We start from the raw sequence: 21,484 nt of genomic DNA on the forward strand, positions 1-21,484 counted from the left end.
CCGTGACGGGGTCGACTCGCGGCATCCGCGCCATCCGTGCCGTCGGCGATCGCGCCGTGCTGGTCGAACTGGACAGCCTCGCCGATGTGCTCGGCCTGCAGGCCCGGCTTCAGGAGGATCCGATCGACGGCCAGCTCGACGTGCTCGCGGCAGCCACGACCGTGCTCGTCACGGCCGTCTCCGCCGCGGCCGCCCGCGGGTTCGCCGCCGAGTTGCGAGGCCGCGACGTGACCCGGGCGCCGCACCCGGACACGACCCTCGTGCTGATCGACACCGTCTATGACGGCGAGGACCTCGCCCTCGTCGCCGCCGAAACCGGCCTCAGTCAGGACGGGGTCATCGCCGCCCACACGGGCCAGACCTGGACCGCCGCGTTCGGCGGCTTCGCCCCCGGCTTCGTCTACCTGACCGGCGAGACCCCGGCGCTCGTCGCGCCCCGGCGCGCCGAGCCGCGCAGCGCGGTGCCCGCCGGGTCGGTCGCCCTCGCCGGCGACTACTCCGCCGTCTATCCACGGGCCTCCCCCGGCGGCTGGCAGCTGATCGGCCGCACGGATGCCCGGATGTGGGATCTCGACCGAGCCCGGCCTGCCCTCGTGCGGCCCGGCAACCGGGTGCGATTCCGTGCGGTGCGCGAGTTCGTCGTCGCGGCTGCGGGCTCGACGAACGCGGCAGTCGAGGCCGCGGAGGGCGAGCGGAGCCACGGGATCCTCGTGGTCTCCCCCGGCCTGCAGACCACCGTGCAGGACCTCGGCCGTCCCGGCTTCGCCGACCTCGGCGTGGCAAGCTCCGGCGCGCTCGACCGCGGCGCCCTCCGCCGGGCCAACCACATCGTCGGCAATCCGGCCACGGCCGCCGTGCTCGAGAACGCCCTCGGCGGGCTCGTCCTCACGGCAGAGACCGACCAGGTGCTGGCCGTCACGGGCGCGCCGATGAGCCTCACGGTCACGGCGCCCGGCATCACACCCGGCGGCACGCCCGGCACTGCTCCCGTGCGCCGCGAGCCGCCGATGGACGCCCCCATCTCCCTGCTCGCGGGTGAGACGCTCACCCTCGGCCCGCCCCGCGCCGGGGTGCGCAGCTACCTGGCCTTCCGCGGCGGGATCGACGTACCCCCGGTGCTCGGCAGCCGCTCCACCGACACCATGTCCGGGATCGGCCCGGCCCCGCTCGTCGCCGGCGACCACCTCCGGATGCTTCCTGCCGCCCCCGGCAGCGCCGTGCACGGCCCCGAGATCCCGCCGGCCCCGCCGGCCGAGGTCACGGTGCTGCGCTTCGTGCCCGGGCCGCGCGCGGACTGGTTCGACGCGGCATCCGTCGCCCGGCTCGCCGAGAACGAGTGGGCGGTGAGCGCGCAATCGAACCGGATCGGCCTCCGTCTCGACGGCGAGCCGCTCGTGCGGTCCAGGCCGGGTGAGCTCGCCAGCGAGGGCACCGTGAAGGGCGCCGTGCAGGTGCCGCCGTCGGGCCTGCCCGTCCTGTTCCTCGCCGACCACCCCGTCACGGGCGGCTATCCGGTGATCGGGGTCGTGCTGGCCGAGGACCTCGACCTGGCCGCCCAGCTGCCCACCGGCGCCCGCATCCGGTTCGACGCGGCACCCGGCGGCGCACCCTCGATCGTCCCCATCCCCGCAACGGAGAGCTGAGACCATGCAGAAAGTCCTGATTGCCAATCGCGGCGAGATCGCGGTGCGCATCATCCGCGCCTGCGACGATGCCGGCCTCGAATCCGTCGCCGTGTATGCGGGGGTCGACGCCGACGCCCTGCACGTGAACGCCGCCACCGAAGCCTGGGCACTGGGCGGGGACAGCCCGGCCGACAGCTACCTCAACGTGGCCAGGCTGCTCGACATCGCCCGCCGGTCGGGCGCCGACGCGGTGCACCCCGGCTACGGCTTCCTCTCGGAGAACGCCGACTTCGCCCAGGCCGTGCTGGACGCCGGCCTGGTCTGGATCGGCCCGGCACCGGAGGCCATCCGGGTGCTCGGCAACAAGGTCTCGGCCAGGGAACTCGCGATCCGGGTCGGCGCTCCCCTCGTGGCCGGGTCGGAGGGCACCGTCGAAACGGCGGCCGACGTGCGCGCCTTCGCGATGGAGCACGGCCTCCCGGTCGCGATCAAGGCGGCCTTCGGCGGCGGCGGGCGCGGGCTCAAGGTGGTCTGGGACATGGATGCGATCGAGGAGTCCTTCGACTCGGCCGTGCGCGAGTCGACGGCCGCGTTCGGCCGCGGCGAATGCTTCGTCGAGCGCTTCCTGCACAAGCCCCGCCACGTCGAGGCGCAGATCCTCGCCGACACCCGCGGCAACGTCATCGTCGTCGGCACCCGGGACTGCTCGCTGCAGCGCCGCAACCAGAAGCTCGTCGAGGAGGCGCCGGCGCCGTTCCTCACGTCCGCCCAGCGCGCGCAGATCTACACCTCGGCCAAGGCCATCTGCCGGGCTGCCGGCTACACCGGCGCGGGCACCGTCGAGTACCTGCTCGCCCAGGACGGCACCATCTCGTTCCTCGAGGTGAACACCCGGCTGCAGGTCGAGCATCCGATCACCGAGGAGACCAGCGGGATCGACCTCGTGCTCGCCCAGCTGACCATCGCAGCCGGCGGTCCACTTCCGGTGGCGGCCGACCCCGAGCCGCGCGGGCACTCCTTCGAGTTCCGGATCAACGCCGAGGATGTCGGGCGCGGGTTCCTGCCGTGCCCCGGCACCGTGGCGACGTTCACCGTGCCGACCGGGCCGGGCATCCGCGTCGACACGGGAGTGCGGGCCGGCGGCCTCGTCCCGGCCCAGTTCGACTCCCTGCTGGCCAAGCTCATCGTCACCGGGGCAGACCGCCAGCAGGCGCTCCGCCGCGCCCGGCGGGCCCTGGCCGAGTTCGAGATCACCGGCCTGCCGACGGTGCTGCCGTTCCACCGGGCCGTGGTGCGGGCACCGGCGTTCACCGGCACCGACCGGCTCGGCGTGCACACCGGCTGGATCCAGGCCGACTTCACCGAGCAGCTGCCGAGCGACCCCCAGTTCAACCCGGCGGCCCCCGAGGCACCCCGCCACACCATCAGCATCGAGGTCGACGGCCGGCGGATGGCGCTCGGCCTGCCGGCGGGCCTGCTCGACGCGCTCGTGCGCGGTGCGAGGCCGGGAAACGGCCCAGCGGATGGCTCGGCGGCCGGTGCGTTCTCGGCCGAGGGCACGGCCGGCACCGCCACCGGCACAGGCAGCCCGGCGTCGCACGCCGACCCGAGCATCCTCAGCGCCACGATGGGCGGTTCGGTCGTGAAATGGCTGGTGGAACCCGGCACCGCGGTGACCGAGGGCGACCCGGTGCTCGTGCTCGAAGCCATGAAGATGGAGTCGATCGTGACGGCTCACCGCACCGGCATCCTGCGGAACCCGAGCGTGCACCCCGGCGACGCCGTGGCCGCGAACTCCGCCGTGGCCTCCATCGGCGACTGAGCCGGACCCGCCCGCACCATGACGACCCGGAACGGGACTGCCCTCAGCGGGACGGCCCGCAACGGGACTGCCCTGGACGCGCCAGCCCGTATCGTGGCAGCATGACCCTCGCCGAGATCCTGGACGACCTCCGCCGCACCCGGGCGTCCGGCCTGCACGCCGAAACCGGCCTGTGGGTGGCCGGGGTGCTGCGCGAGCAGATCGCCGCCGGGAGGCTCGAGCCCGGCACCAAACTGCCCGAGGAAACCCTGGGCGACGCGCTCGGAGTGTCCCGGAATACCCTGCGGGAGGCATTCTCCACCCTGAGCGCCGAGCGCGTGGTCACCAGGTTCCCCAACCGCGGGGTCTTCGTGTCCCGGCCGACGACCGACGATATCCGGGAGATCTACCGGGTGCGGCGCTATCTCGAGCCGGCCGCCGTGACCTGGACCCCCGCGGCCGATCTCGGCCCCGTCTGCCTCGCACCACTGGGCCAGGCGGTCGAACGGGCGCGCGCCGCCAGGGACGCCGGGTCGATCCCGGGCATGGCCGGGGCCAACCAGGACTTCCATGCCGGGATCGTGGCGCTGGCCGGCAGCGATCGCCTGGACCAGCTGATGAGCCAGGTGCTTGCCGAGATGCGCCTGGTCTTCCATTCCATGGCCGAGAACGCGCTGTTCCACGCGCCCTACGTCGAGGAGAACGCCCGGATCGTGTCACTGCTCGCGGAGGGACGCCAGTCCGACGCCGCCACCGTGCTGGCCGACTACCTCGTTCGCGCCGAGGCCCAGCTGCTCGCCGCCGTCGCCGCCCGCGCCGGCGGCTGATTCAGGAGATCCGACCCCAGGCTCCGCGCCGGGTCCCGGACCAGTGCGGTCGCCCGGCCGCGCGCGGAGAATCTCCTGAGTCAGGCACGACGCGACCCGATTGCTGCGGGATTGCGGCGGGATGACGCGCGGTTACGGCACGAGGTAGTCGGAGTCGCGGGCGTCCGTGATCAGCATGTGCCCGGGGGCGTGGCCGATCGCGAGGGGCGGCCGCGACTCCATCACCGCGGCCTGCGGGGTCACCCCGCAGGCCCAGAAGACGGGGATGTCCCCCGGCCGGAGCGAGACGGCCTCACCGAAGTCGGGCGCGGCCAGGTCGGCGATGCCGAGGCGTGCGGGGTCTCCGACGTGAACCGGGGCGCCGTGCACCGCCGGGTAGCGCGCGCTGATCCGCACCGCACCGGCCACCTGCTCGGGCGGGATCGGCCGCATCGAGACCACCAGTGGGCCACCGAGTGAGCCCGCCGCGGTGGATCGCACGTTCGTGCGGTACATCGGCACGTTCCGGCCCTGGTCGATGTGGGCCACCGGGATGCCGCCGTCCTGCAGCGCGGCCTCGAAGGTGAAGCTGCAACCGAGGATGAACGTCACCAGGTCCGGTCGCCACCACTGCCCCAGGTCCGTCGGTTCGGCGACGAGCTCGCCGTGCTCGTAGACCGTGTAACGAGGCAGGTCGGTACGGATGTCCCCGCCGGCCAGCAGGGCACCGCTGGTCTCGCCCTCGTCCAGCACGCCGAGCACGGGACACGACTTCGGGTTCCGCTGGGCGAAGAGCAGCACGTCGAAGGCCTGCGCGCGCGGCACGATCAGGATGTTGGCCTGGGTGAAGCCCCGGGCCCAGCCGGCGGTCGGGGCGACGAGGCCGCCCCGGAAGTGCGCGCGGGCCGCCGCCGCGGTCAGGGTGGCCCGGTCCGGCGGGAGGGCGGGCATCCGTCTACACCCAGAGCTTGGCGAGGCCGCCGAGCGACTGGTAACCGAGGAAGAGCGTGAGCAGCCACGCCAGCACCCCGATGGCCAGCAGCCACTTCGGGTAGACGTAGCCGCCGAGCAGGTCGCGGCGGCGCCACGCCACCCAGAGGATGACAGCGAAGCCCACGGGCAGGATCAGGCCGTTGATGGCCCCGGCCATGATCAGCAGTGTCGCGGGCGCCTGCCCGAGGAGCGTGTAGACCACGGTCGACACGGCGATGAACGCACAGGTGGCGATGCTGCGGGTTCGCGGGGAGGTCCGCGGGGTGGTCACGAAGGAGATCGAGGTGTACGCGGCCCCGATCACGGAGGTGATCGACGCGGCCCAGAGCACGATGCCGAAGAGCCGCAGCCCGATCTCGCCGGCCGCAGCCTGGAACGCCTCAGCCGGCTGGTTGTCGCTGGTCAGCGCGACCCCGCCGGCGACGACGCCGAGGATCGCGAGGAACAGCAGAACCCGGATCACGCCGGTGATGATGATGCCCAGGACCGAGCTGCGGGTGATCGCGGTGACGTTGTCACGACCAGAGACGCCGGCGTCGATCATCCGGTGCGCTCCGGCGTAGGTGATGTAGCCGCCGATGGTGCCGCCGATCAGCGTGGTGATGATGAGGAAGTCGACGCCGTCGGGGATGACCGCGTTCTTGAGGGCCAGGCCGAGGGGCGGATGCGACACGATCGCCACGTAGGCGATCAGCAGGATCATCACCGCGCCGAGCACGACGACGATCTTGTCGAGCGCGAGCCCCGCCTTCTTGCTCAGGAAGATCGCGATGGCGATCACGGCGGAGATGACGCCGCCGACCTTCGCGTCGACGCCGAACAGCACGTTGGCTCCCAGGCCGGTTCCCGCGATGTTGCCGATGTTGAAGACCAGCCCGCCGAGGCAGATCAGCGCGGCGAGAAACCAGCCCGAGCCGGGAAGGACGGTGTTGGCGAGTTCCTGGGCCCGCTTGCCGCTGACGCCGATGACCCGCCAGACGTTGAGCTGCACGGCGATGTCCACGAGGATCGAGACGAGGATGGCGAAGGCGAAGGCGGCGCCGAGCTGCACCGTGAAGCTGGTGGTCTGCACGATGAAGCCAGGCCCGACGGCGCTCGTCGCCATCAGGAACATCGCCCCGAGGAGGGCGCTTCGCTGGGTCTTCCGCCGCCCGGCCGGCTTCTCCGGGCGGGGGCCGGAGGGGCGTTTGGTTCGTGCGGGGCTCACGGTGGTAACCATCGGGCGCTCACTTCTCTGTGGGGGAATGCTGTCAGCACCGGCGGCCACTGAGTTCGTGACAGCCTATAGATTGTTCAACAATCAGCGCAACCCCATCGCGCAGGTGAACCGCTGACACCCCCCGAAAGAGGGCAAATGGTCGGTCCGGGAGCACCAGACCGACCATGTGCCCGCCCTGCTCTAGGTCTCCTGCGACGGCCGCAGGTGTCGATCGGAGTAGACGACCATGGCGTCGCGCACGAATTCGGCGCCGCGAACCCCGCCGAAGTTGGCCGCGAACCGTTCGTCGGCGACGTACATCTCACCGAGCCCGACGAAGTATTCCCGGGTCGGTCCGGTCGTGCCGGCACCGGGCGTTCCCGGGATGCCGGCCAGCCAGTCGAACTGACGCCCGGCCAGCCGCTGGCCCTCCTCGCCCTCGGGGGCGAGGCCTCGCTCGGCGGCGGCCTGCCACTCGGCCGCGAGCTGCCGCTGCTCGTTCTGCCAGGCCGCCTTCTCGGCCGGGCTCTTCCTCGTCCACCAGGCGTCGCCGTCGGCATAGGCGGCCTTCCCCCAGCGTCCCTCGACCTCGTCCCGGTGGGCCGTGTGGTCGAAGCCGTCGAACATCTGCTCAGCCATGAGTTGTTCCTTTCTGTCCAGGGTGTCAATCGTGTTCTCGATGGAGCGAATCTGCCGGGCGAGCCTCACTCGCTCTTGGCGCAGCCAGTCGAGGTGGGCGGCCAGGGCGCGCGTCTCATCCGTCTGCTCGTCGATCACCTCGCGAATGGCGAGGAGGCCGAGGCCGAGGTCGCGGAGCATGAGGATGCGCTGCAGCCGCACGAGCGCGCGCTCGTCGTAATAGCGGTAGCCGTTGGCGCCGATCCGGCTGGGCTCGAGCAGCCCGACCGTGCCGTAGTGGCGCAGCGTGCGGCTGGTGGTGTTCGCCAGTCGCGCGATGTCCTGGATCGACCAGTCCATGGTGCCTCCCGTCGTGTCGAGTGTCTCGAATGCGTCGATTCCCACCCTAGAACTTGACGCAGCGTCAATGTCAAGGCGGATCGGCGCCGGGTGTCGAGGCCCGAAGCGTCGAGGCCCCGAGCGTCGACCGGATCAGAGCGTCGACCGGATCAGGCGCAGAAACCGGCGATGGTGCCGGCCAGGATCTCGGTCAGCTGGAGCACGGATACCTCCTCCGCCCACTCTTCTGCGGCGTGGGCCCCGCCGCCGGCGACGCCGATCACCAGGCAGGGGATGCCCGCCTCGTGGAGCAGCCCGGCGTCCGTCCAGAACGGTTCGCCCCGCGTTGCCGGAGGATGCCCGAGCACGCGGCCGGCCTCGGCTCGGGCGAGCCGCACGATCGACCAGTCCGGATCGGCCTCGAACGCCGCCCGCGCCACGAGCCGGGTCAGGCGAAAACGGAAGTCCGCGGTGCGCTCGGCGATGGCCGTGAGCAGACCCCGCAATTCCGCCTCGACGTCGTCGGGCGTCTCGCCGGGCAGCGTGCGGCGCTCGATCGTGAGCGTGCAGGTCGCGGCGACGGTGGCGGCATCAGTGCCCCCGCGGATCATGGAGACCCGCACCGTGCCGTGCCCGAGGAGCGGATGCGCCGGACCGGCCTCGATCTGCTCGCGCAGGCCGTCGAGGGCGCGGAGCACGAGACCGGCGTGCGCGATCGCATCGACGCCCCGCTCCGGCTGGGAGCCGTGTGCGGCCAGCCCGATGAGTTCGAGCTCGAACCAGGCGAAGCCGCGGTGGGCGAGGGTCAGGCAGAGCTCGCTCGGTTCCGCCACGATCGCCGCGTCGGCCCGGTGGCTGCGCAGCACCTCCATGGTGCCGAGGCTGCCGAATTCCTCGTCGGCGACCAGGGTGACGAGCACGTCACCGGGGAGCCCGGCGGCGGATGCCCGCGCCGCCGCGACGAGGATCGCCGCCACGCCACCCTTCATGTCGAAGGCGCCGCGGCCGAGCACCCGGCCGCCGCGCCGCTCGCCGGAGAACGGGTCGCCGTCGTAGCCGGCGACGCCCACGGTGTCGAGGTGGCCGTTGAGCATGAGGGAACGGCCGCCGCCGCTCCCGCGGAAGATGGCGACGATCGAGGGCCGCCCCGGGCGTTCCTCGAGGCGGTGAACCTCGAAGCCGTGGCCCTCGAGCCAGCGCGCGCACCAGTCCGCGATCGCCACCTCCCCGGCCGCGCCGGGCACGAGATCGGGATTGACCGAGTCGATGCCGATAAGCCGCCGCATCAGGTCGATCGGGTCGTCGGCTCCGCTGGTCCCGGCCCCACTCCGCTCGCTGGTCACAGCTTGAATCTACCGGCGGCCGGCGCGATCCCGGAGGATGCATCGGTACCATGTGGCATGCGAAGTGCGACGGATGGCGCGACCGATGGCACGGTGACGGATGCCCCGCCGCTGGTCTCCTGGGGACTCCTGCCTGCCGGGCTGCTGTCAGCGTCGGCGGTCCTGCTCTTCGGGGTGCGTGCGGCCCTCCCCGGCTATGCGCTGCTGATCGCGGCCCTGGCCCTGGCCTTCGTCGTGAACCGAGCGCTGTTCAAGGACCTGCTCCTGCTCGCGCTCGGCCTGGTGATCATCAGCACGATCTCGGTCGAGGCGAACATCGACTACCCGAACATGGCGTTGATGGGCACCGTGCTGACCCTCGCGGTGCTCGTGCCCTATCTGATCTCGCGCTACGGCTACCGGGACCACGCAATCCGCTTCCCGATTCGAACCGGCCAGCGCTGGAGCACCCTCGAACGCTGGTATCTCGTCATCGTCGTCGGCCTCGGCTACGCGATCCTCCCGACCTATTTCATCCGATCGGGCGCCTACCAGAACTGGCCGGCAGTGACCGTTCCCGATGAGATCGCACGCCTTTTCGTAGGCGTGGGCTTCGTCGGCATCTGGGACGAGCTGTTCTTCATCTGCGTCGCCTTCACCCTGCTCCGGCGCCATTTCCCGGACTGGCAGGCCAATCTGCTGCAGGCGGTGATCTTCTGCTCCTTCCTCTGGGAGCTCGGCTACCAGAGCTGGGGCCCCCTGATGACCTTCCCCTTCGCGCTGCTGCAGGGTTACACGTTCAAACTCACCAGGTCACTCACCTATGTCGTCTGCGTACACCTGCTCTTCGACCTGGTGGTCTTCCTTGTCATCGTGCATGCGCACACGCGCGAGTGGCTGGCGATCTTCCCCTACTGACCGCGCCCCCGTCGGACCCGGCGCCAGGATTTCGGCCCACCCAAGCACCGGCGGTCGGGCCCGTCGAGACCCCGAACCCCCGAACCCCCGAACCCCACGGTGGTCGAGCCCGTCGAGACCCGCGGCCCAGATTCCGATGATCTCAGCCTTACGCGCGGTCCCGGCGGAACCGGCTGGCCGTTCAGTCCGTGTCCTGGTCCGCGGCCGGCGTGCCCGGGTCGAGCTGCCGGCGCGTCTTGCCGGGGAGGGCGATGCGCGTTTGTTCCGGGTCGACCGACACCGGTGGTTTCAGCCAGTACTGGTCGCCGTCGCGGAGGATGACCCAACCTGTGTTGTGGAGGAGCAGGTGGTGGGGGTGGCAGAGGCTGACGCCGTCGGCGAGGTCGGTGTGGCCCTGTTCGAGGAGCCAGGTTTTGAGGTGGTGGGCTTCGGTCCAGGACGGGGGCCGGGTGCAGTCGGGCCAGATGCAGCCGCCGTCGCGGGTGCCCATGGCGGTGCGTTGGGCCGAGGTGAAGAGGCGTTGTTCTCTGCCGACGTCGAGGGGCTGGCCGGTGTTGTCGAAGAGGATTCCGATGTAGCCGGTGTCGCAGAGTTGTCGTTCGACGGTGGCGAGGGAGACCGGGGCAGGACTGCCCTCGATGGAGCCATGCCCGGCCGCCAGAACCACGGCCGTCCCGGGCTGGCCGGATAGCTTGAAGGGAGCGGCTGTGTCAGGTCTGGCCACCGGAATGAGCTGGGGGTCTGACGGCTCCGGTGCTCCCGGTGCTTCAGATGCCGTGGTGGCGGGGGTTGTTCTTGGTGTTGACGGGGACGTGTCGGCCGGTGCCGGGGTGGCACTCCCGGCACCGGCACCGGTTTCATCACCGGTGCCCGTGCTGGTGCGGGTGGCGTTGGTGAGGTCTTTTTGGGTGACGATGATGCGTACGGCGGGGCGGCGGCCGCCGAGCATCTGGCCGGGGTCTGCTTCGCCGGCGATTTTGAGTAGTTGCACGAACGAGTCCGCGGCGATCTGCGCGGTGCTGCGCGGGTCGTCCTGGACGGCCTTGGCCCAGGCGGCGCGCTTCGGGTCCACGAAGCGCACCCCGCCGCGCCTGGGGCTGGTGATCGAGTCGTAGGTGGAGAGCACGAACTCGCCGTCTTCGGGGGCGAAGAGCCCGTGCAGGCGGACCTTGCCGTCGGCGAGGCGGTAGACCTTGAGGAACCGGTCGTCGTAAGCCTGCTTCTCCCGGGCGGCGATGCCGGCCTGGTCGAGGTCGTCGCGCATCCTCCGGGCTTGTTTGAAACACTGGTCCGCGTTCAACTCACCCGCCTCCGCCAGTAGCCGGGTGAGGGCGGTGGCGAGTTTGTCTGCCGTGACGGCGGTGTCGATATCGCCCAGGCCCTTGCGGATGGATTCGGCGGCGTCGACCGAGAGAGTGCCGGCGGTCACGGCACGGGCGATCGGCGCCTGCCACGACCCGGGACCGGCCGGATCGGGCGGGAAACCGCCCGTCCCACCGAGGCCGCCCGAGTCGCCGCCGGCGCCCGAGTCGTCGACACCGGCAGTCCCGTCAGCAGCAGTCCCGTCAACGCTCGTCCCGTCGGCGCCGGTCCCGTCGTCACCGAGCGCCCCACGCACCTCTGTGGCCTGCTGGTCGGCGGCCTCCGCCTGGGCGAGCATCGTGCCGACCGCGACGAGCTTGAAGGCTTCGTTCTTGCTCGAGCCGGTGACCTTCTGGATCATCGCCTCCGGGGAGAGGAAACCCTGCTGCGCAGCTAGGCCCGAATGGCCCAGCTCCGGGCGGGAGCGGTCGGCGATGGTCGCGGCCATCCACGCCGCCCGGGTCTCCAGCAGCCGACGTGCGGTGGCGATGTCTCTTTGACCGGCCAGCGCCGCGGCATCCGACAGAGCCTCATATTCGGCGCTGGAACCGCCCAGACGGGCGACGGCATCCGCCGCCTCTCTGAGCTGCTCTGCTGGGTTCATGCCACGAAGATACCAAAACACGAACACAGATGTGAGACATTGTCACGTCTTGTGGACAACTTGTTCGAAGCTTTATTCTGTGGTCTCGACAGGCTCGACCACCGGGCGGCTCGCCCACCGTGGGCCGGCAGGAAGCCTCAGCGCAGGAACGCCCTCCGGCGGCGATCGCTGCCACCGTGCAGGTCGCGGTTGAGCCTGCGGTCGCCGTGGTAGAGAACCGAAACCCAGTCGATTTCTTCCAGAGTCTTCGGGATGATCTCCGGAGGTGCAGCCTTCTTCTTCCGCGGCGGGACGAACAGCCAGCTCAGGGTTCCCAGGAAGATGTCCACGAACGAGTTGCGCACTCCGATGTAGGCCCGGATGGCACTCGCCGCCAGCACCGCGTTCAGCGCCGCGAACGCCACGTTGCCCCAGTTCTCCTGCTGCAGGTTGCGCCAGAACGTGAGCAGCGAGAAGGCCACGATGATGTACGGAACGAGAACATACAGCGCGGGTGCCGCGGTCCTGTTCTTCACCTTCGGCGTGCGCACGAACGGGATCTTCTCACCCGTGATCGCCTGCTGCAGCGACTTCAGCACACCGGCCAGGTTCACCGGCAGCAGCACCAGGTTGAACCCGTAGATCCGGAAGATGTCGCTGAAACGGTGACCGGATTCCTTCAGGTCGCTTCCCATGGCCAGGAAGTACGGGAGCGCGGCGATGAACACCACCGGGCTGAGGAGCCGGCTGTCATACGGATACCCGAGCAGGAAGAGCAGTCCGAAACTGGCCCAGGCGATCGACGCCATGTAGTTCACGCGAAGCAGCACCTCTCGCACCGGGATGCGTTCGCGCATGAACCGGCGATGGGACAGCTGGTTCCACAGTTTGGGCAGGATGAGCAGCCCGCCGTTCGCCCAGCGCCGACGCTGCACGACGAGCGCGCCGAAGTCGGGCGGGGTGGCGCTGTAGCTCAGGCGCTCCGGGTAGTTGGAGAGGGTCCAGCCGTGCGCGCCAAGGTCGACGCTCGACTCCGTGTCCTCGATCACGGTGCGGTCCTGGATGTAGGTGCGCACCTCGAACCCGCCGACCGTCTCCACCTCGACGATGTCCTCGAGCGCCCGCTTACGGATGATGGCGTTCGCGCCGACCCAGAAGGTCGCGCCGTAGTACGTCATGCCCTGGTGCAGGATGTGCTGGATGTCCGTGGTGGCGCCGGCGACTCGCTCGATCCGGGTCGGTGCCCCGCGGAAGGACGAGTAGGGCGTCTGGGTGACCGCCACGCGCTCATTGCCCGCGGACTCCAGGAAGTAGACCAGCCGCAGGCAGTAGTCGCGCAGCAGCAGCGAGTCCGCGTCAAGGGTGAGGAGGTAGGTCGTGTCCGGAGCGATCAGGTCGTCGGGACGCTCCTCGTCGGCAATCCGGAGTACGACCTGGCCCGCGGTGGACTCCCTGTGCCAGCGGTTGCCCATCAGGGAGATGTACGCGTTGAGGTTCATCGCCTTGTTGGCCTCGTGGGACAGGCTGGCGTACTTCTTGCGTTCGAAGGTCTCGAGCCTGACGTTGAAGATCCAGGCCAGCCGCTGGTAGAGCTCGGCCTGGCGGCGTTCGTCCGGCGCCTCACCCTGGGCCAAAGCCGCGTTCAGGGCGAGGAGGGTCAGCCTGAGCTCGCGGGCGAGCCCCATGATGACCCGGTCCACGAAGAACTCGTCGACGTGGTCCTCCACGGTCTCGGCCTCGGCCATGGCTTCCAGCCACGCCGCGGCGGCCTCGTATTCGGCGGAGAGGCGGAGCACCTGCGCCTCAGCGTCGACTTCGGGCGCACGGCGGAAGTCCGCGAGGGCCGCGTTGAACCGGGCGGCGGGCACGGCGAGCGAGGCGGCGATGTCGTCGGTCAGCGCCCTGGTCTCTTCGAGCCGGGCCAGCACCCGCGGATCAGTGGGCTCGGGCGGGTCATCGACGAGAAGGACGATCTTCAGGTCGGGGAATTCCTGCAACGCCGCCGACCACAGCGTGGCGCGAACCACGACGGGCTCCTCGGCATACGACGGGACGAGAACGGTGATGCCCTCGGTGTAGTCATGGAAATGACGGTCCAGTTCCCCGCGGGGCACCCGCCGATGGCCCTGGAACCGGTAGAGCGCACCCTGCCTGGCCAGCAGGTACATCAGCGCGGAGAAGGTCAGGAACGTGACCACCACCAGATAGGAGAAGGTCTCGAACTGGAAGCGGAAGCCCGCGTTCGGGTTGTCGGCGAGCTGCTTGAAGATCGTGGAGACGACATAGACGATCCAGGCCACGATCGTCGTCACGATCGCCAGCCGCCCCAGCGTGATCTTGCGCTGCGAGGGGATGGGGTGAACGATCGACAACGGCTCGGATCGCTTCTCCGAACCCCACTGGCGGCGACGAGCCGGCATTGCGGGCGCGGTGGGCGCGACGTCGTTCGAGCCCGAGAACAGCTCTGACAGTTGTACCTGGTCTGGCACGATCCCCCACCTATTGGAAGCCGGGGAGCACATTGCCCTGCCCGATTGTTAATTTCCGGTCGCCTGACCTCGAAAGATCAGGGATAATTTCACGAATGGCCCTCATGATAGTCGATGAGAAGCCAAGGCTGGGCGGGATTACCCGCGCTCCATCCTCGCGCCGTCGCGACGAGGCTCCGTTCCGGACCGCGCCTGAAAAATGCGGTTAGCCCACCTGGGGGATTTTTTGTCACAGCTCTTTCCTGGCCGTCGGCTGTCCGCTGTCCGCGTGCTCGTCCTCGGGCTCGTCGTCTCGCTCCTCGGCGCCGGCGGTGCGCTGGCCTGGACCGAATTCGAGGATGCCAACGCGGCCTCTGCCGGAACGCCGTTCTTCGCCGGCTACGTCGATGTCACAGCCACCCCGTCGTATCCGTTTGAATCGTCGACGACAGAGACAGGCAGGAGCGTCGTGCTCTCCTTCATCGTGGCCGACCCCGCGAACCCCTGCCAGCCGTCGTGGGGTGCCGCCTACGGCCTCGACGACGCCCAGACAACCCTCGACCTCGACCGGCGGATCGCGCGCTTCGAGCAGAACGGCGGGGACGTGTCCGTGTCGTTCGGCGGCCAGGCCAACAGCGAACTCGCGACCGAGTGCACCGATGCGGCAGACCTCAAGCTCGCCTACGAACAGGTGATCGACCGGTACAAGCTCACCACGATCGACCTCGACATCGAGGGCGACAGCCTCGCCGACACGGATGCCGGGCTGCGCCGGGCGGAAGCGATCGCCTCCATCCAGGCCGACCGCCGCGCCGACGGCAAGTCGCTCAACGTCTGGCTGACCCTGCCCGTCTCCACCGCCGGGCTGGCGGATGCCGGGATCGCGGCGGTCGACCAGATGCTGGCGGCCAGGGTCAACCTCACCGGCGTCAACGCGATGACCATGGACTTCGGTGACAGCCTCGGGGCGTCGCAGAGCGTGCTGTCAGCATCCGTCGCCGCCGCCCAGGCCACCCACACCCAGCTGGGCGACAGCTACGAACGCAGCGGTATGACCCTCGGACCGAAGACCATCTGGCGCAAGATCGGGCTGACGCCGATGATCGGCCAGAGCGACGTCGGCGGCGAGGTCTTCGGCCTCGACAACGCCGAGGGGCTCAACGCTTTCGCCCGCAAGAACGGCGTCGGGCGCATGTCCGCCTGGTCATTGAACCGCGACGCGAGCTGCGGGGTGAACTACCCCGACGTCACCCGGGTTTCCGACAACTGCAGCGGGGTAGTGCAGGGCGGCACCAGCTTCGCCCAACTGCTCGCCCGCGGCATCACCGGACAGATCGATGCCGTCGTCACGACGCGCACGGCGACGCCCCGGGCCACCACCACTCCGATGCCCGACAACCCGGCGACCAGCCCCTACCCGATCTGGTCGAAGGACACCGCCTACGTGATCGGAGACCGCGCGGTCTGGCACGGGAACGTGTACGCCGCGAAATGGTGGACGGTCGGCGACCAGCCCGACACCCCCATCGCCCAGGCGTCGAGCGCGCCCTGGGACCTGATCGGCCCGGTTCTCCCCGGCGATCGGCCCGTTCCCCCGATCGTGGTCCCGGAGGGGACGTACCCGGCGTGGTCTCCCACGACGATCTACGAAAAGGGCGACCGCGTGCTCTTCGACGGCCGGATCCTGGAGACCAAGTGGTGGAACCAGGGCGAGAGCCCCCAGGCCGCCCTGGACGGTTCGAGCAGCGCTCCGTGGAGCCTGCTCAAGAACGAGGAAGTGCGGAAGATCCTGGCGGGCAAGTGACCGGGCGAACGACCGGGCCACAGCCGTGACTCGATAGCGCCGCACCGACGCCGGGGCGGGACCAGACGATCGTCTGGTCCCGCCCCCTCCTGTTTCCGGGTCGGAATGCCTGCCGGGGGTTGCGCGCCTGACAAACGCGATATATCGTGAGTTCCAATAGACGCGATATATCGCGATTCAGGATTTCGGCATCCGGCGGATGCCACCCACGAACCCACGAAGGAGTACGCAATGGCACAGGAGAAATGGCTGGTCGCCCCCGGGCAGACCAAGGTGATCGACATCGAGCTCGTCCGCAACCTCAAGGTGGGCCTGATCGGCGGAAAGGTCGACGTGATCGGCCATGACGAGGCCGACACCCGGGTCGAAGTGCACAGCGTGAGCGGCAAGGACCTCAAGATCTCCCTCGACGGCGACACCCTCGAGATCGACCACCCCCAGTTGCGCTGGGACAACTTCATCGAGGTGTTCGCCTCCTTCCGCGGCACCGCGAAGGCCGATGTGAGCATCATGGTGCCCCGCGACGTTTCCCTGAAACTGGGCGTGGTCAGCGCCGAAGCCCTCGTCTCCGGGCTCAGTTCGGGCGCCCGGCTGAGCACCGTCTCCGGCGACATCGTCGTCGACGGCGTGACCGGCACCCTTGAGCTCAACGGAGTGAACGGCGAGATGTCGGTCAGCAACCACACCGGCCGCATCTCCGCGCACACCGTCACCGGCGACATCACCGCGAGCGGCAGGATCCCGCGTTTCAGCGCCGACGGGGTCAGCGGCAACGTGTTCCTCGACATCGACGGAGTCCCCGATGCGATCGACACCAACACGGTCAGCGGCAACCTCACCGCCCGGCTCGACGCGGCCGTGGCCACGAGCTACCACCTCAACACCGTCTCCGGCACGCTCCAGCTCGACGACCAGACCATGAAGGGCGTCTTCGGCAAGGGCTACGAGGGCAGCAGCGGGGACCTTTCCGGCACCTGGCTCGAGTTGCACGCCAATTCAGTGTCCGGTGACGTCTCGATCGTGCGGCGCGCGCCGGCCTCGGCCACGGCAGCTCCGGCTGCAGCGGATGCCGCGGCGAGCGCCGACCCCACCGGCTCGGTGGCGGAGGCGTCGGAATGACTCCCGTCTTCGCTCACGGCAGCCTGCGCCTCTACCTGCTCAGCCTGCTCGCCGAGCAGCCGCGGCACGGCTACGAGCTGATCCAGGCGCTCAGCGACCGATTCGGCGGCACGTACATTCCCAGCGCCGGCACGATCTACCCGCGCCTGGCCAAGCTAGAGGAGGAGGGCCTGGTCACCAAGTCCACGGACGGGCGCAAGACCGTCTACGAGATCACCGCCGCAGGCCGCGAGGAACTCCTGGCCCGCGAGGGCGACCTGGATGCCATCGAAACCGAGGTGACCGACTCGGTGCGGCGCCTGGCCGACGAGGTGCGCGTCAGCGTCACCGCGGCGATGAAGAGCCTGCGCGCCGATCTTGCCTCCGCGAAACGACAGGCCGGAATGGAGACCCCGGCCCCTCCCTCGAGCGGCGCCGCCGATTCGAGCACCTCCATCCGCCTCGAGTCGAACCGGGCCCTGCACGAGGCCGACCTCGTGCTCAACGAATTCCGTCAGCAACTCCGCGCCGACCTTCGCAACCGGGCCGCCGTGGCCCGCGTCCCGGCCGCCACGGTTCCCGAGTTGCGCCGGCAGCTCGCCGAGGTGCGCGCGGGCATCCTCGCCTCACTCGGCCACTGACCGCGGTGGTCGAGCCGCCCGCGGTGGTCGAGCCGCCCGCAGTGGTCGAGCCGCCCGCGGTGGTCGAGCCTGTCGAGACCAGCCCGCCCACTCAGGCGGAACGCTCGGCGACCTGCTCCGGGGTGGGGTGGTAGACCTGCGTGCGCTCCCCGGAGCGGTCGATCTCGTGCAGGCTCATCAGCTCGGAGCAGATCGGGCAGCGGGCCTCCGACTTCGCCGCGGCCACCTCGGTCGCCGTCACCGTCGTGTACGGGCCGAGGGGCGGAGGGCCGATCCAGGGCAGGAGCGTGCGATTGAGCCAGCCGACGATGCCGACCAGGCCACTGCCGTCTCGTTCCCCTTTACTAGTGCGTGTCATAATCATTAGTGTACTAATCAAATCCCGGAAAAACGAGGCGCTCACAGATGACCGAGGACACCCCCGACCTGCTCCGACTCGAAGACCAGGTTTGTTTCGCACTCGCGATCGCCTCCCGCAGCGTCATCGGCATCTACCGGCCCATCCTCGAGCCCTACGGTCTCACTCACCCGCAGTACCTGGTCATGCTGGCCCTCTGGGGACGCAGCCCCCGTTCGGTCAAGGACCTCGCCACCGAGCTCCGCCTCGAACCGGCCACCCTCTCCCCCCTGCTCAAGCGGCTCGAGGCCACCGGGCTGGTCACCCGCACCCGGAACGACCGTGACGAGCGGATGCTCGACGTGGCACTGAGCATGGAGGGCCTGCGGCTCCGCGAGGAGGCCCGGACCATCCCGCCGCGCATCATCGACAGGCTCGGAATGAGCATCGATGAGCTCGAGGCCCTGCGGCGCTCGCTCTGGCGGGTGATCGACGCGACCCACCCCGGGTAGGGGCTCTGCGGGACGCGCGGGGACTCGCGGGGACTCGCCCGCGACTCGCCCGGACCCGCTCGCGACACGCGGACGCCACGCCGCGTCCGGGGCAACCTCCCACAGATTTGACAGCGGTGTGCAAGGGAGTAGTGTCGTCCCTCGTGACACCAGAGGGAACCGGCCCCGCGCCAGAAACACGATCGCCCAAGCGATGGATCATCGGCGACCCGCTCTCGACCGAGCACCTCGAGGGCCAGCTGCTGCCCAAGCACCTCGCCCTGCCGATCTTCGCCAGCGACCCGCTGTCGAGCGTGGCCTACGCGCCGCAAGAGCTCCTGATGATCCTCACCCTCGGCGGGCTCGCGTTCCTGAGCTTCGCCCCGTGGGTCGCGGCCGTCGTCGTTCTCCTCCTCGTCGTGGTGGTCGCCTCCTACCGCCAGCTGATCAAGGCCTACCCCTCCGGCGGCGGTGACTACGAGGTCGCCTCGAAGAACCTCGGCGAGAAGGCCGGACTGCTCGTGGCCTCCGCCCTGCTCGTCGACTACGTGATGACCGTCGTCGTCTCGGTGGCCAGCGGCGTGGACAACATCATTTCCGCGTTGCCGATGCTGGCCGGATTCCGCGTCGAGATCGCCGTCGTCTTCGTGATCCTGCTCGCGGCGGTCAACCTCCGTGGCGTCGCCGAGTCGAGCAAGGCGTTCGCGATCCCGACCTACCTGTTCATCGCGAGCGTGTTCCTGCTCGTGGTCGTCGGTCTCGCCCGGGTCGCCCTGGGCGACGCCCCCGTCGCCGAGTCGGCGGGGTTCGACGTGCAGGCCCAGAACCTGGCCCAGTCGGCCTTCATCCTGCTGCTGCTGCGCTCATTCGCCAGTGGGTGCAGCGCGCTCACCGGCGTCGAGGCGATCGCCAACGGAGTGCCCGCGTTCAAGCATCCGAAGGTCAAGAACGCGCAGCGCACCCTCGTGCTGATGGGCGGGATCGCGATCACCCTGTTCGTCGGCCTGACCGCGCTCGCCCTGATCACCAAGGTGCACTACGCCGAGAACCCCTGCGACCTGATCGGCTGGGACGAGTGCGCGACCTCTCCACAGCGGAGCCTGATCGCGCAGATCGCAGCCGCCACCTTCGGCAACAACTCGATCATGTTCTTCGTGCTGCAGGCCGCGACCGCCGCGGTGCTGCTGCTGGCGGCCAACACGGCCTTCAACGGCTTCCCGCTGCTCGGCTCGGTGCTGGCGAAGGACTCCTACGCCCCCAAGTCCCTGAGCACCCGCGGCGACCGCTTGATCTACTCCAACGGCGTGCTGCTCCTGGCCCTGTTCGCCTGCCTGATCATCATCGTCTACCAGGCGAACCTCACGGTGCTGATCCAGCTGTACATCATCGGCGTCTTCGTGTCCTTCACGCTCGGCCAGACCGGCATGGTGAAGCACTGGCTCACGCTCCTCAAGACGAATCCGCCGAACCGCGGCTCGATCATCGCGAGCCTGTCGATCAACGGTTTCGGCGCCCTGCTCACCGGCGTCGTGCTGATCGTCGTGACCATCACCAAGTTCACCCATGGCGCCTGGCTCGTCTTCGTGATGATGCCGGTGCTCTTCACGTTGATGCTCGGCGTCAACCGGTACTACCGGGACGTCGCCAAGGAGATCGAAGTCGACCCGGAGACCACCTTCGGTTCCCAGGGCGACCACGCGATCGTGCTCGTCGGCAAGATGCAGAAGCCCGTGCTCAAGGCTCTCGACTACGCGATCGCCGCCCGCCACGAGGGCATCGAGGCCGTGCACATCTCGATCGACGAGGAAGAGACCAAACAGCTCAAACGCGACTGGGTCAGGCAGAACATCCAGGTGCCGCTGCGGATCGTGCAGTCGCCCTACCGTGACATCAGCTGGCCCCTGATCAGCTACATCAAGGACCGCCGCGTGGACCACGGCTCCGAGGTCATCACCATCTACACGCCGATCTACATCGTCGGACACTGGTGGGAGGGCCTGCTCCACAACCACAAGGCCCGGCGCCTGCGCCAGAAGCTCATGCTCGTGCACGGCGTCACCATTGCGCTGGTGCCGTGGCTGCTCGACTCCTCCGAGCTCATCTACGGCCGCCGCTCCCGGCCGATCCCCGGCCAGGATCGTCGCGGCGAGCCCGTGCGTCCCCGTCCGATCCCACGCAAGCCGCTCGCCCCCGCGACCAAGGAGATCCCCGTTCGGCCCACGCCGGTGGTCGGCGTGACCCCGCCTCAGTCCCGGCCGTCCGCCGCGCGACGCCGCAAGCGCAAGTAGCCCGTGCGGCTCGCTCCGGCGGTCTTCCTCGGCGGTGTCGTCGGAACCGCCCTGCGTTTCGGCACAGACCTTGTGCTGCCGCATTCCGCCGAACAGTTCCCGGCCGGCACCCTCGTGGTCAACACCCTCGGCGCGTTCGTGCTCGGCTGGCTGGTTGCCGGCCTCTGGACCCGGCCGGTGGTGCCGCAGTGGATCAAGGCGGCGCTCGGCCCCGGCCTGCTCGGTTCGTTCACGACCTTCTCCGCGGTGATGGTCTCGCTGGTCGGCCTGGCCTCCGCCGGCTCCTGGGCGCTGGCCGCCGCCTACCTCGCTGCCACCCTCGCGCTCGGGCTGCCGGCCGCCGCGCTCGGCCTCTGGCTGGGCAACCCGCTGGCCCACCGGCCGGGCGGGCGCGCGGCGACGGATGCCGGGGGTGCCCCGTGAACGCCGGCCTGGTCGTCGCCGTGCTCGCCTGCGGAGGCGCGGCAGCGGTCATCCGTTACCTGGTCTCGCGCGCGCTCCCGCTGGGCCCGGGCGGACTGCCGCTCGGCGTTCTCGTGGTGAACGTGGCGGGGTCGCTGATCGGCGGGATCGTGCTCGCTCTCGTCGAACGTGCCGCGGTCGGCGACGACGTGCGCCTGGTCGTGCTCACGGGCGTCTGCGGCGGGCTGACCACCTTCAGCACCTGGAGCGTCGAGACTGTCGAGCTGATGCTCAAGGGGCGCTGGCGGGCCGGCCTGGCCGGCCTGGCCGGCAACCTCGTGCTCGGGCTCGGCTTCTGCGCAGCGGGGTACCTGCTCGCCCGGTGATGCC

General features: G+C 69.8%; 18 protein-coding genes. 11 read left to right on the forward strand and 7 right to left on the reverse strand.

Features of this window, described 5'->3' with window-relative positions; all coding sequences use genetic code 11:
- The first annotated feature begins 2 nt into the window (after nucleotides 1-2).
- The 3 genes from IWX89_RS15335 (at nucleotide 3) to IWX89_RS15345 (ending at nucleotide 4,253) form a co-directional block, all read left to right on the forward strand.
- A complete protein-coding gene (locus IWX89_RS15335) occupies nucleotides 3-1,643 on the forward strand; it encodes a 5-oxoprolinase/urea amidolyase family protein (RefSeq protein ID WP_196904412.1) in 1,641 nt (546 codons plus the stop codon).
- 4 nt (nucleotides 1,644-1,647) lie between these two features.
- On the forward strand, nucleotides 1,648-3,447 hold the full coding sequence (locus IWX89_RS15340; protein WP_196904413.1) for a biotin carboxylase N-terminal domain-containing protein: 1,800 nt from the start codon (nucleotides 1,648-1,650) through the stop codon (nucleotides 3,445-3,447).
- 101 nt (nucleotides 3,448-3,548) lie between these two features.
- Nucleotides 3,549-4,253: a GntR family transcriptional regulator gene (locus tag IWX89_RS15345; protein ID WP_196904414.1), complete on the forward strand. Its 705-nt coding sequence runs from the start codon at nucleotides 3,549-3,551 to the stop codon at nucleotides 4,251-4,253.
- Between the two features lie 132 nt (nucleotides 4,254-4,385).
- Here the strand turns inward: IWX89_RS15345 and IWX89_RS15350 are convergent, their stop codons facing one another.
- From IWX89_RS15350 to IWX89_RS15365, 4 genes are all read right to left on the reverse strand, one after another.
- Nucleotides 4,386-5,183: a putative hydro-lyase gene (locus tag IWX89_RS15350; protein ID WP_196904415.1), complete on the reverse strand. Its 798-nt coding sequence runs from the start codon at nucleotides 5,181-5,183 to the stop codon at nucleotides 4,386-4,388.
- Nucleotides 5,184-5,187: 4 nt separating this feature from the next.
- Complete coding sequence (locus tag IWX89_RS15355; protein WP_196904464.1) at nucleotides 5,188-6,339, reverse strand: NRAMP family divalent metal transporter; 1,152 nt, start codon at nucleotides 6,337-6,339, stop codon at nucleotides 5,188-5,190.
- A 285-nt stretch (nucleotides 6,340-6,624) separates the two neighbouring features.
- Nucleotides 6,625-7,401, reverse strand: coding sequence for a MerR family transcriptional regulator (locus IWX89_RS15360; protein WP_196904465.1), 777 nt, complete (start codon nucleotides 7,399-7,401; stop codon nucleotides 6,625-6,627).
- 149 nt (nucleotides 7,402-7,550) lie between these two features.
- A complete protein-coding gene (locus IWX89_RS15365; RefSeq protein WP_307836588.1) occupies nucleotides 7,551-8,723 on the reverse strand; it encodes a M20/M25/M40 family metallo-hydrolase in 1,173 nt (390 codons plus the stop codon).
- Nucleotides 8,724-8,780: 57 nt separating this feature from the next.
- On the opposite strand from IWX89_RS15365, the gene IWX89_RS15370 reads away from it, so the two are divergent.
- Nucleotides 8,781-9,620, forward strand: coding sequence for a CPBP family intramembrane glutamic endopeptidase (locus tag IWX89_RS15370; RefSeq protein WP_196904416.1), 840 nt, complete (start codon nucleotides 8,781-8,783; stop codon nucleotides 9,618-9,620).
- A gap of 181 nt (nucleotides 9,621-9,801) precedes the next feature.
- Here the strand turns inward: IWX89_RS15370 and IWX89_RS15375 are convergent, their stop codons facing one another.
- Together IWX89_RS15375 and IWX89_RS15380 are read right to left on the reverse strand one after the other, a co-directional pair.
- Nucleotides 9,802-11,586, reverse strand: coding sequence for a DUF222 domain-containing protein (locus IWX89_RS15375; RefSeq protein ID WP_196904417.1), 1,785 nt, complete (start codon nucleotides 11,584-11,586; stop codon nucleotides 9,802-9,804).
- A 137-nt stretch (nucleotides 11,587-11,723) separates the two neighbouring features.
- Nucleotides 11,724-13,985 carry a glycosyltransferase family 2 protein gene (locus IWX89_RS15380; protein ID WP_196904467.1) on the reverse strand — a complete coding sequence of 754 codons (2,262 nt, stop codon included), beginning with the start codon at nucleotides 13,983-13,985 and terminating at the stop codon, nucleotides 11,724-11,726.
- Nucleotides 13,986-14,322: 337 nt separating this feature from the next.
- Between IWX89_RS15380 and IWX89_RS15385 the strand changes: the two genes are divergently transcribed.
- The 3 genes from IWX89_RS15385 (at nucleotide 14,323) to IWX89_RS15395 (ending at nucleotide 17,576) form a co-directional block, all read left to right on the forward strand.
- Nucleotides 14,323-15,837: a chitinase gene (locus tag IWX89_RS15385; protein ID WP_307836589.1), complete on the forward strand. Its 1,515-nt coding sequence runs from the start codon at nucleotides 14,323-14,325 to the stop codon at nucleotides 15,835-15,837.
- Between the two features lie 231 nt (nucleotides 15,838-16,068).
- Complete coding sequence (locus IWX89_RS15390; RefSeq protein WP_196904419.1) at nucleotides 16,069-16,956, forward strand: DUF4097 family beta strand repeat-containing protein; 888 nt, start codon at nucleotides 16,069-16,071, stop codon at nucleotides 16,954-16,956.
- The gene (locus IWX89_RS15395; RefSeq protein ID WP_196904420.1) at nucleotides 16,953-17,576 is read left to right on the forward strand and encodes a PadR family transcriptional regulator; all 624 of its coding nucleotides are present in this window, start codon (nucleotides 16,953-16,955) and stop codon (nucleotides 17,574-17,576) included. Before IWX89_RS15390 ends, IWX89_RS15395 begins: the two co-directional genes overlap by 4 nt.
- A 91-nt stretch (nucleotides 17,577-17,667) precedes the next feature.
- Here the strand turns inward: IWX89_RS15395 and IWX89_RS15400 are convergent, their stop codons facing one another.
- Nucleotides 17,668-17,934, reverse strand: a complete 267-nt coding sequence (locus IWX89_RS15400) for a hypothetical protein (protein WP_196904421.1) — start codon at nucleotides 17,932-17,934, stop codon at nucleotides 17,668-17,670.
- A gap of 47 nt (nucleotides 17,935-17,981) precedes the next feature.
- Here IWX89_RS15400 and IWX89_RS15405 point away from each other — a divergent pair, with 47 nt between their 5' ends.
- The 4 genes from IWX89_RS15405 to crcB all read left to right on the forward strand — a co-directional run bounded on the left by IWX89_RS15405 (nucleotide 17,982) and on the right by crcB (nucleotide 21,480).
- On the forward strand, nucleotides 17,982-18,425 hold the full coding sequence (locus tag IWX89_RS15405) for a MarR family winged helix-turn-helix transcriptional regulator (protein ID WP_196904422.1): 444 nt from the start codon (nucleotides 17,982-17,984) through the stop codon (nucleotides 18,423-18,425).
- 143 nt (nucleotides 18,426-18,568) lie between these two features.
- On the forward strand, nucleotides 18,569-20,692 hold the full coding sequence (locus tag IWX89_RS15410; RefSeq protein WP_196904423.1) for an APC family permease: 2,124 nt from the start codon (nucleotides 18,569-18,571) through the stop codon (nucleotides 20,690-20,692).
- A gap of 3 nt (nucleotides 20,693-20,695) precedes the next feature.
- A complete protein-coding gene (locus IWX89_RS15415) occupies nucleotides 20,696-21,115 on the forward strand; it encodes a CrcB family protein (RefSeq protein WP_196904424.1) in 420 nt (139 codons plus the stop codon).
- The gene (gene crcB, locus IWX89_RS15420; protein ID WP_196904425.1) at nucleotides 21,112-21,480 is read left to right on the forward strand and encodes a fluoride efflux transporter CrcB; all 369 of its coding nucleotides are present in this window, start codon (nucleotides 21,112-21,114) and stop codon (nucleotides 21,478-21,480) included. The genes IWX89_RS15415 and crcB overlap by 4 nt, the downstream gene beginning before the upstream one ends.
- Nucleotides 21,481-21,484: the final 4 nt, after the last annotated feature.

This window comes from Cryobacterium sp. MP_M3 (assembly GCF_015752155.1).
Classification (GTDB): Bacteria; Actinomycetota; Actinomycetes; order Actinomycetales; family Microbacteriaceae; genus Cryobacterium.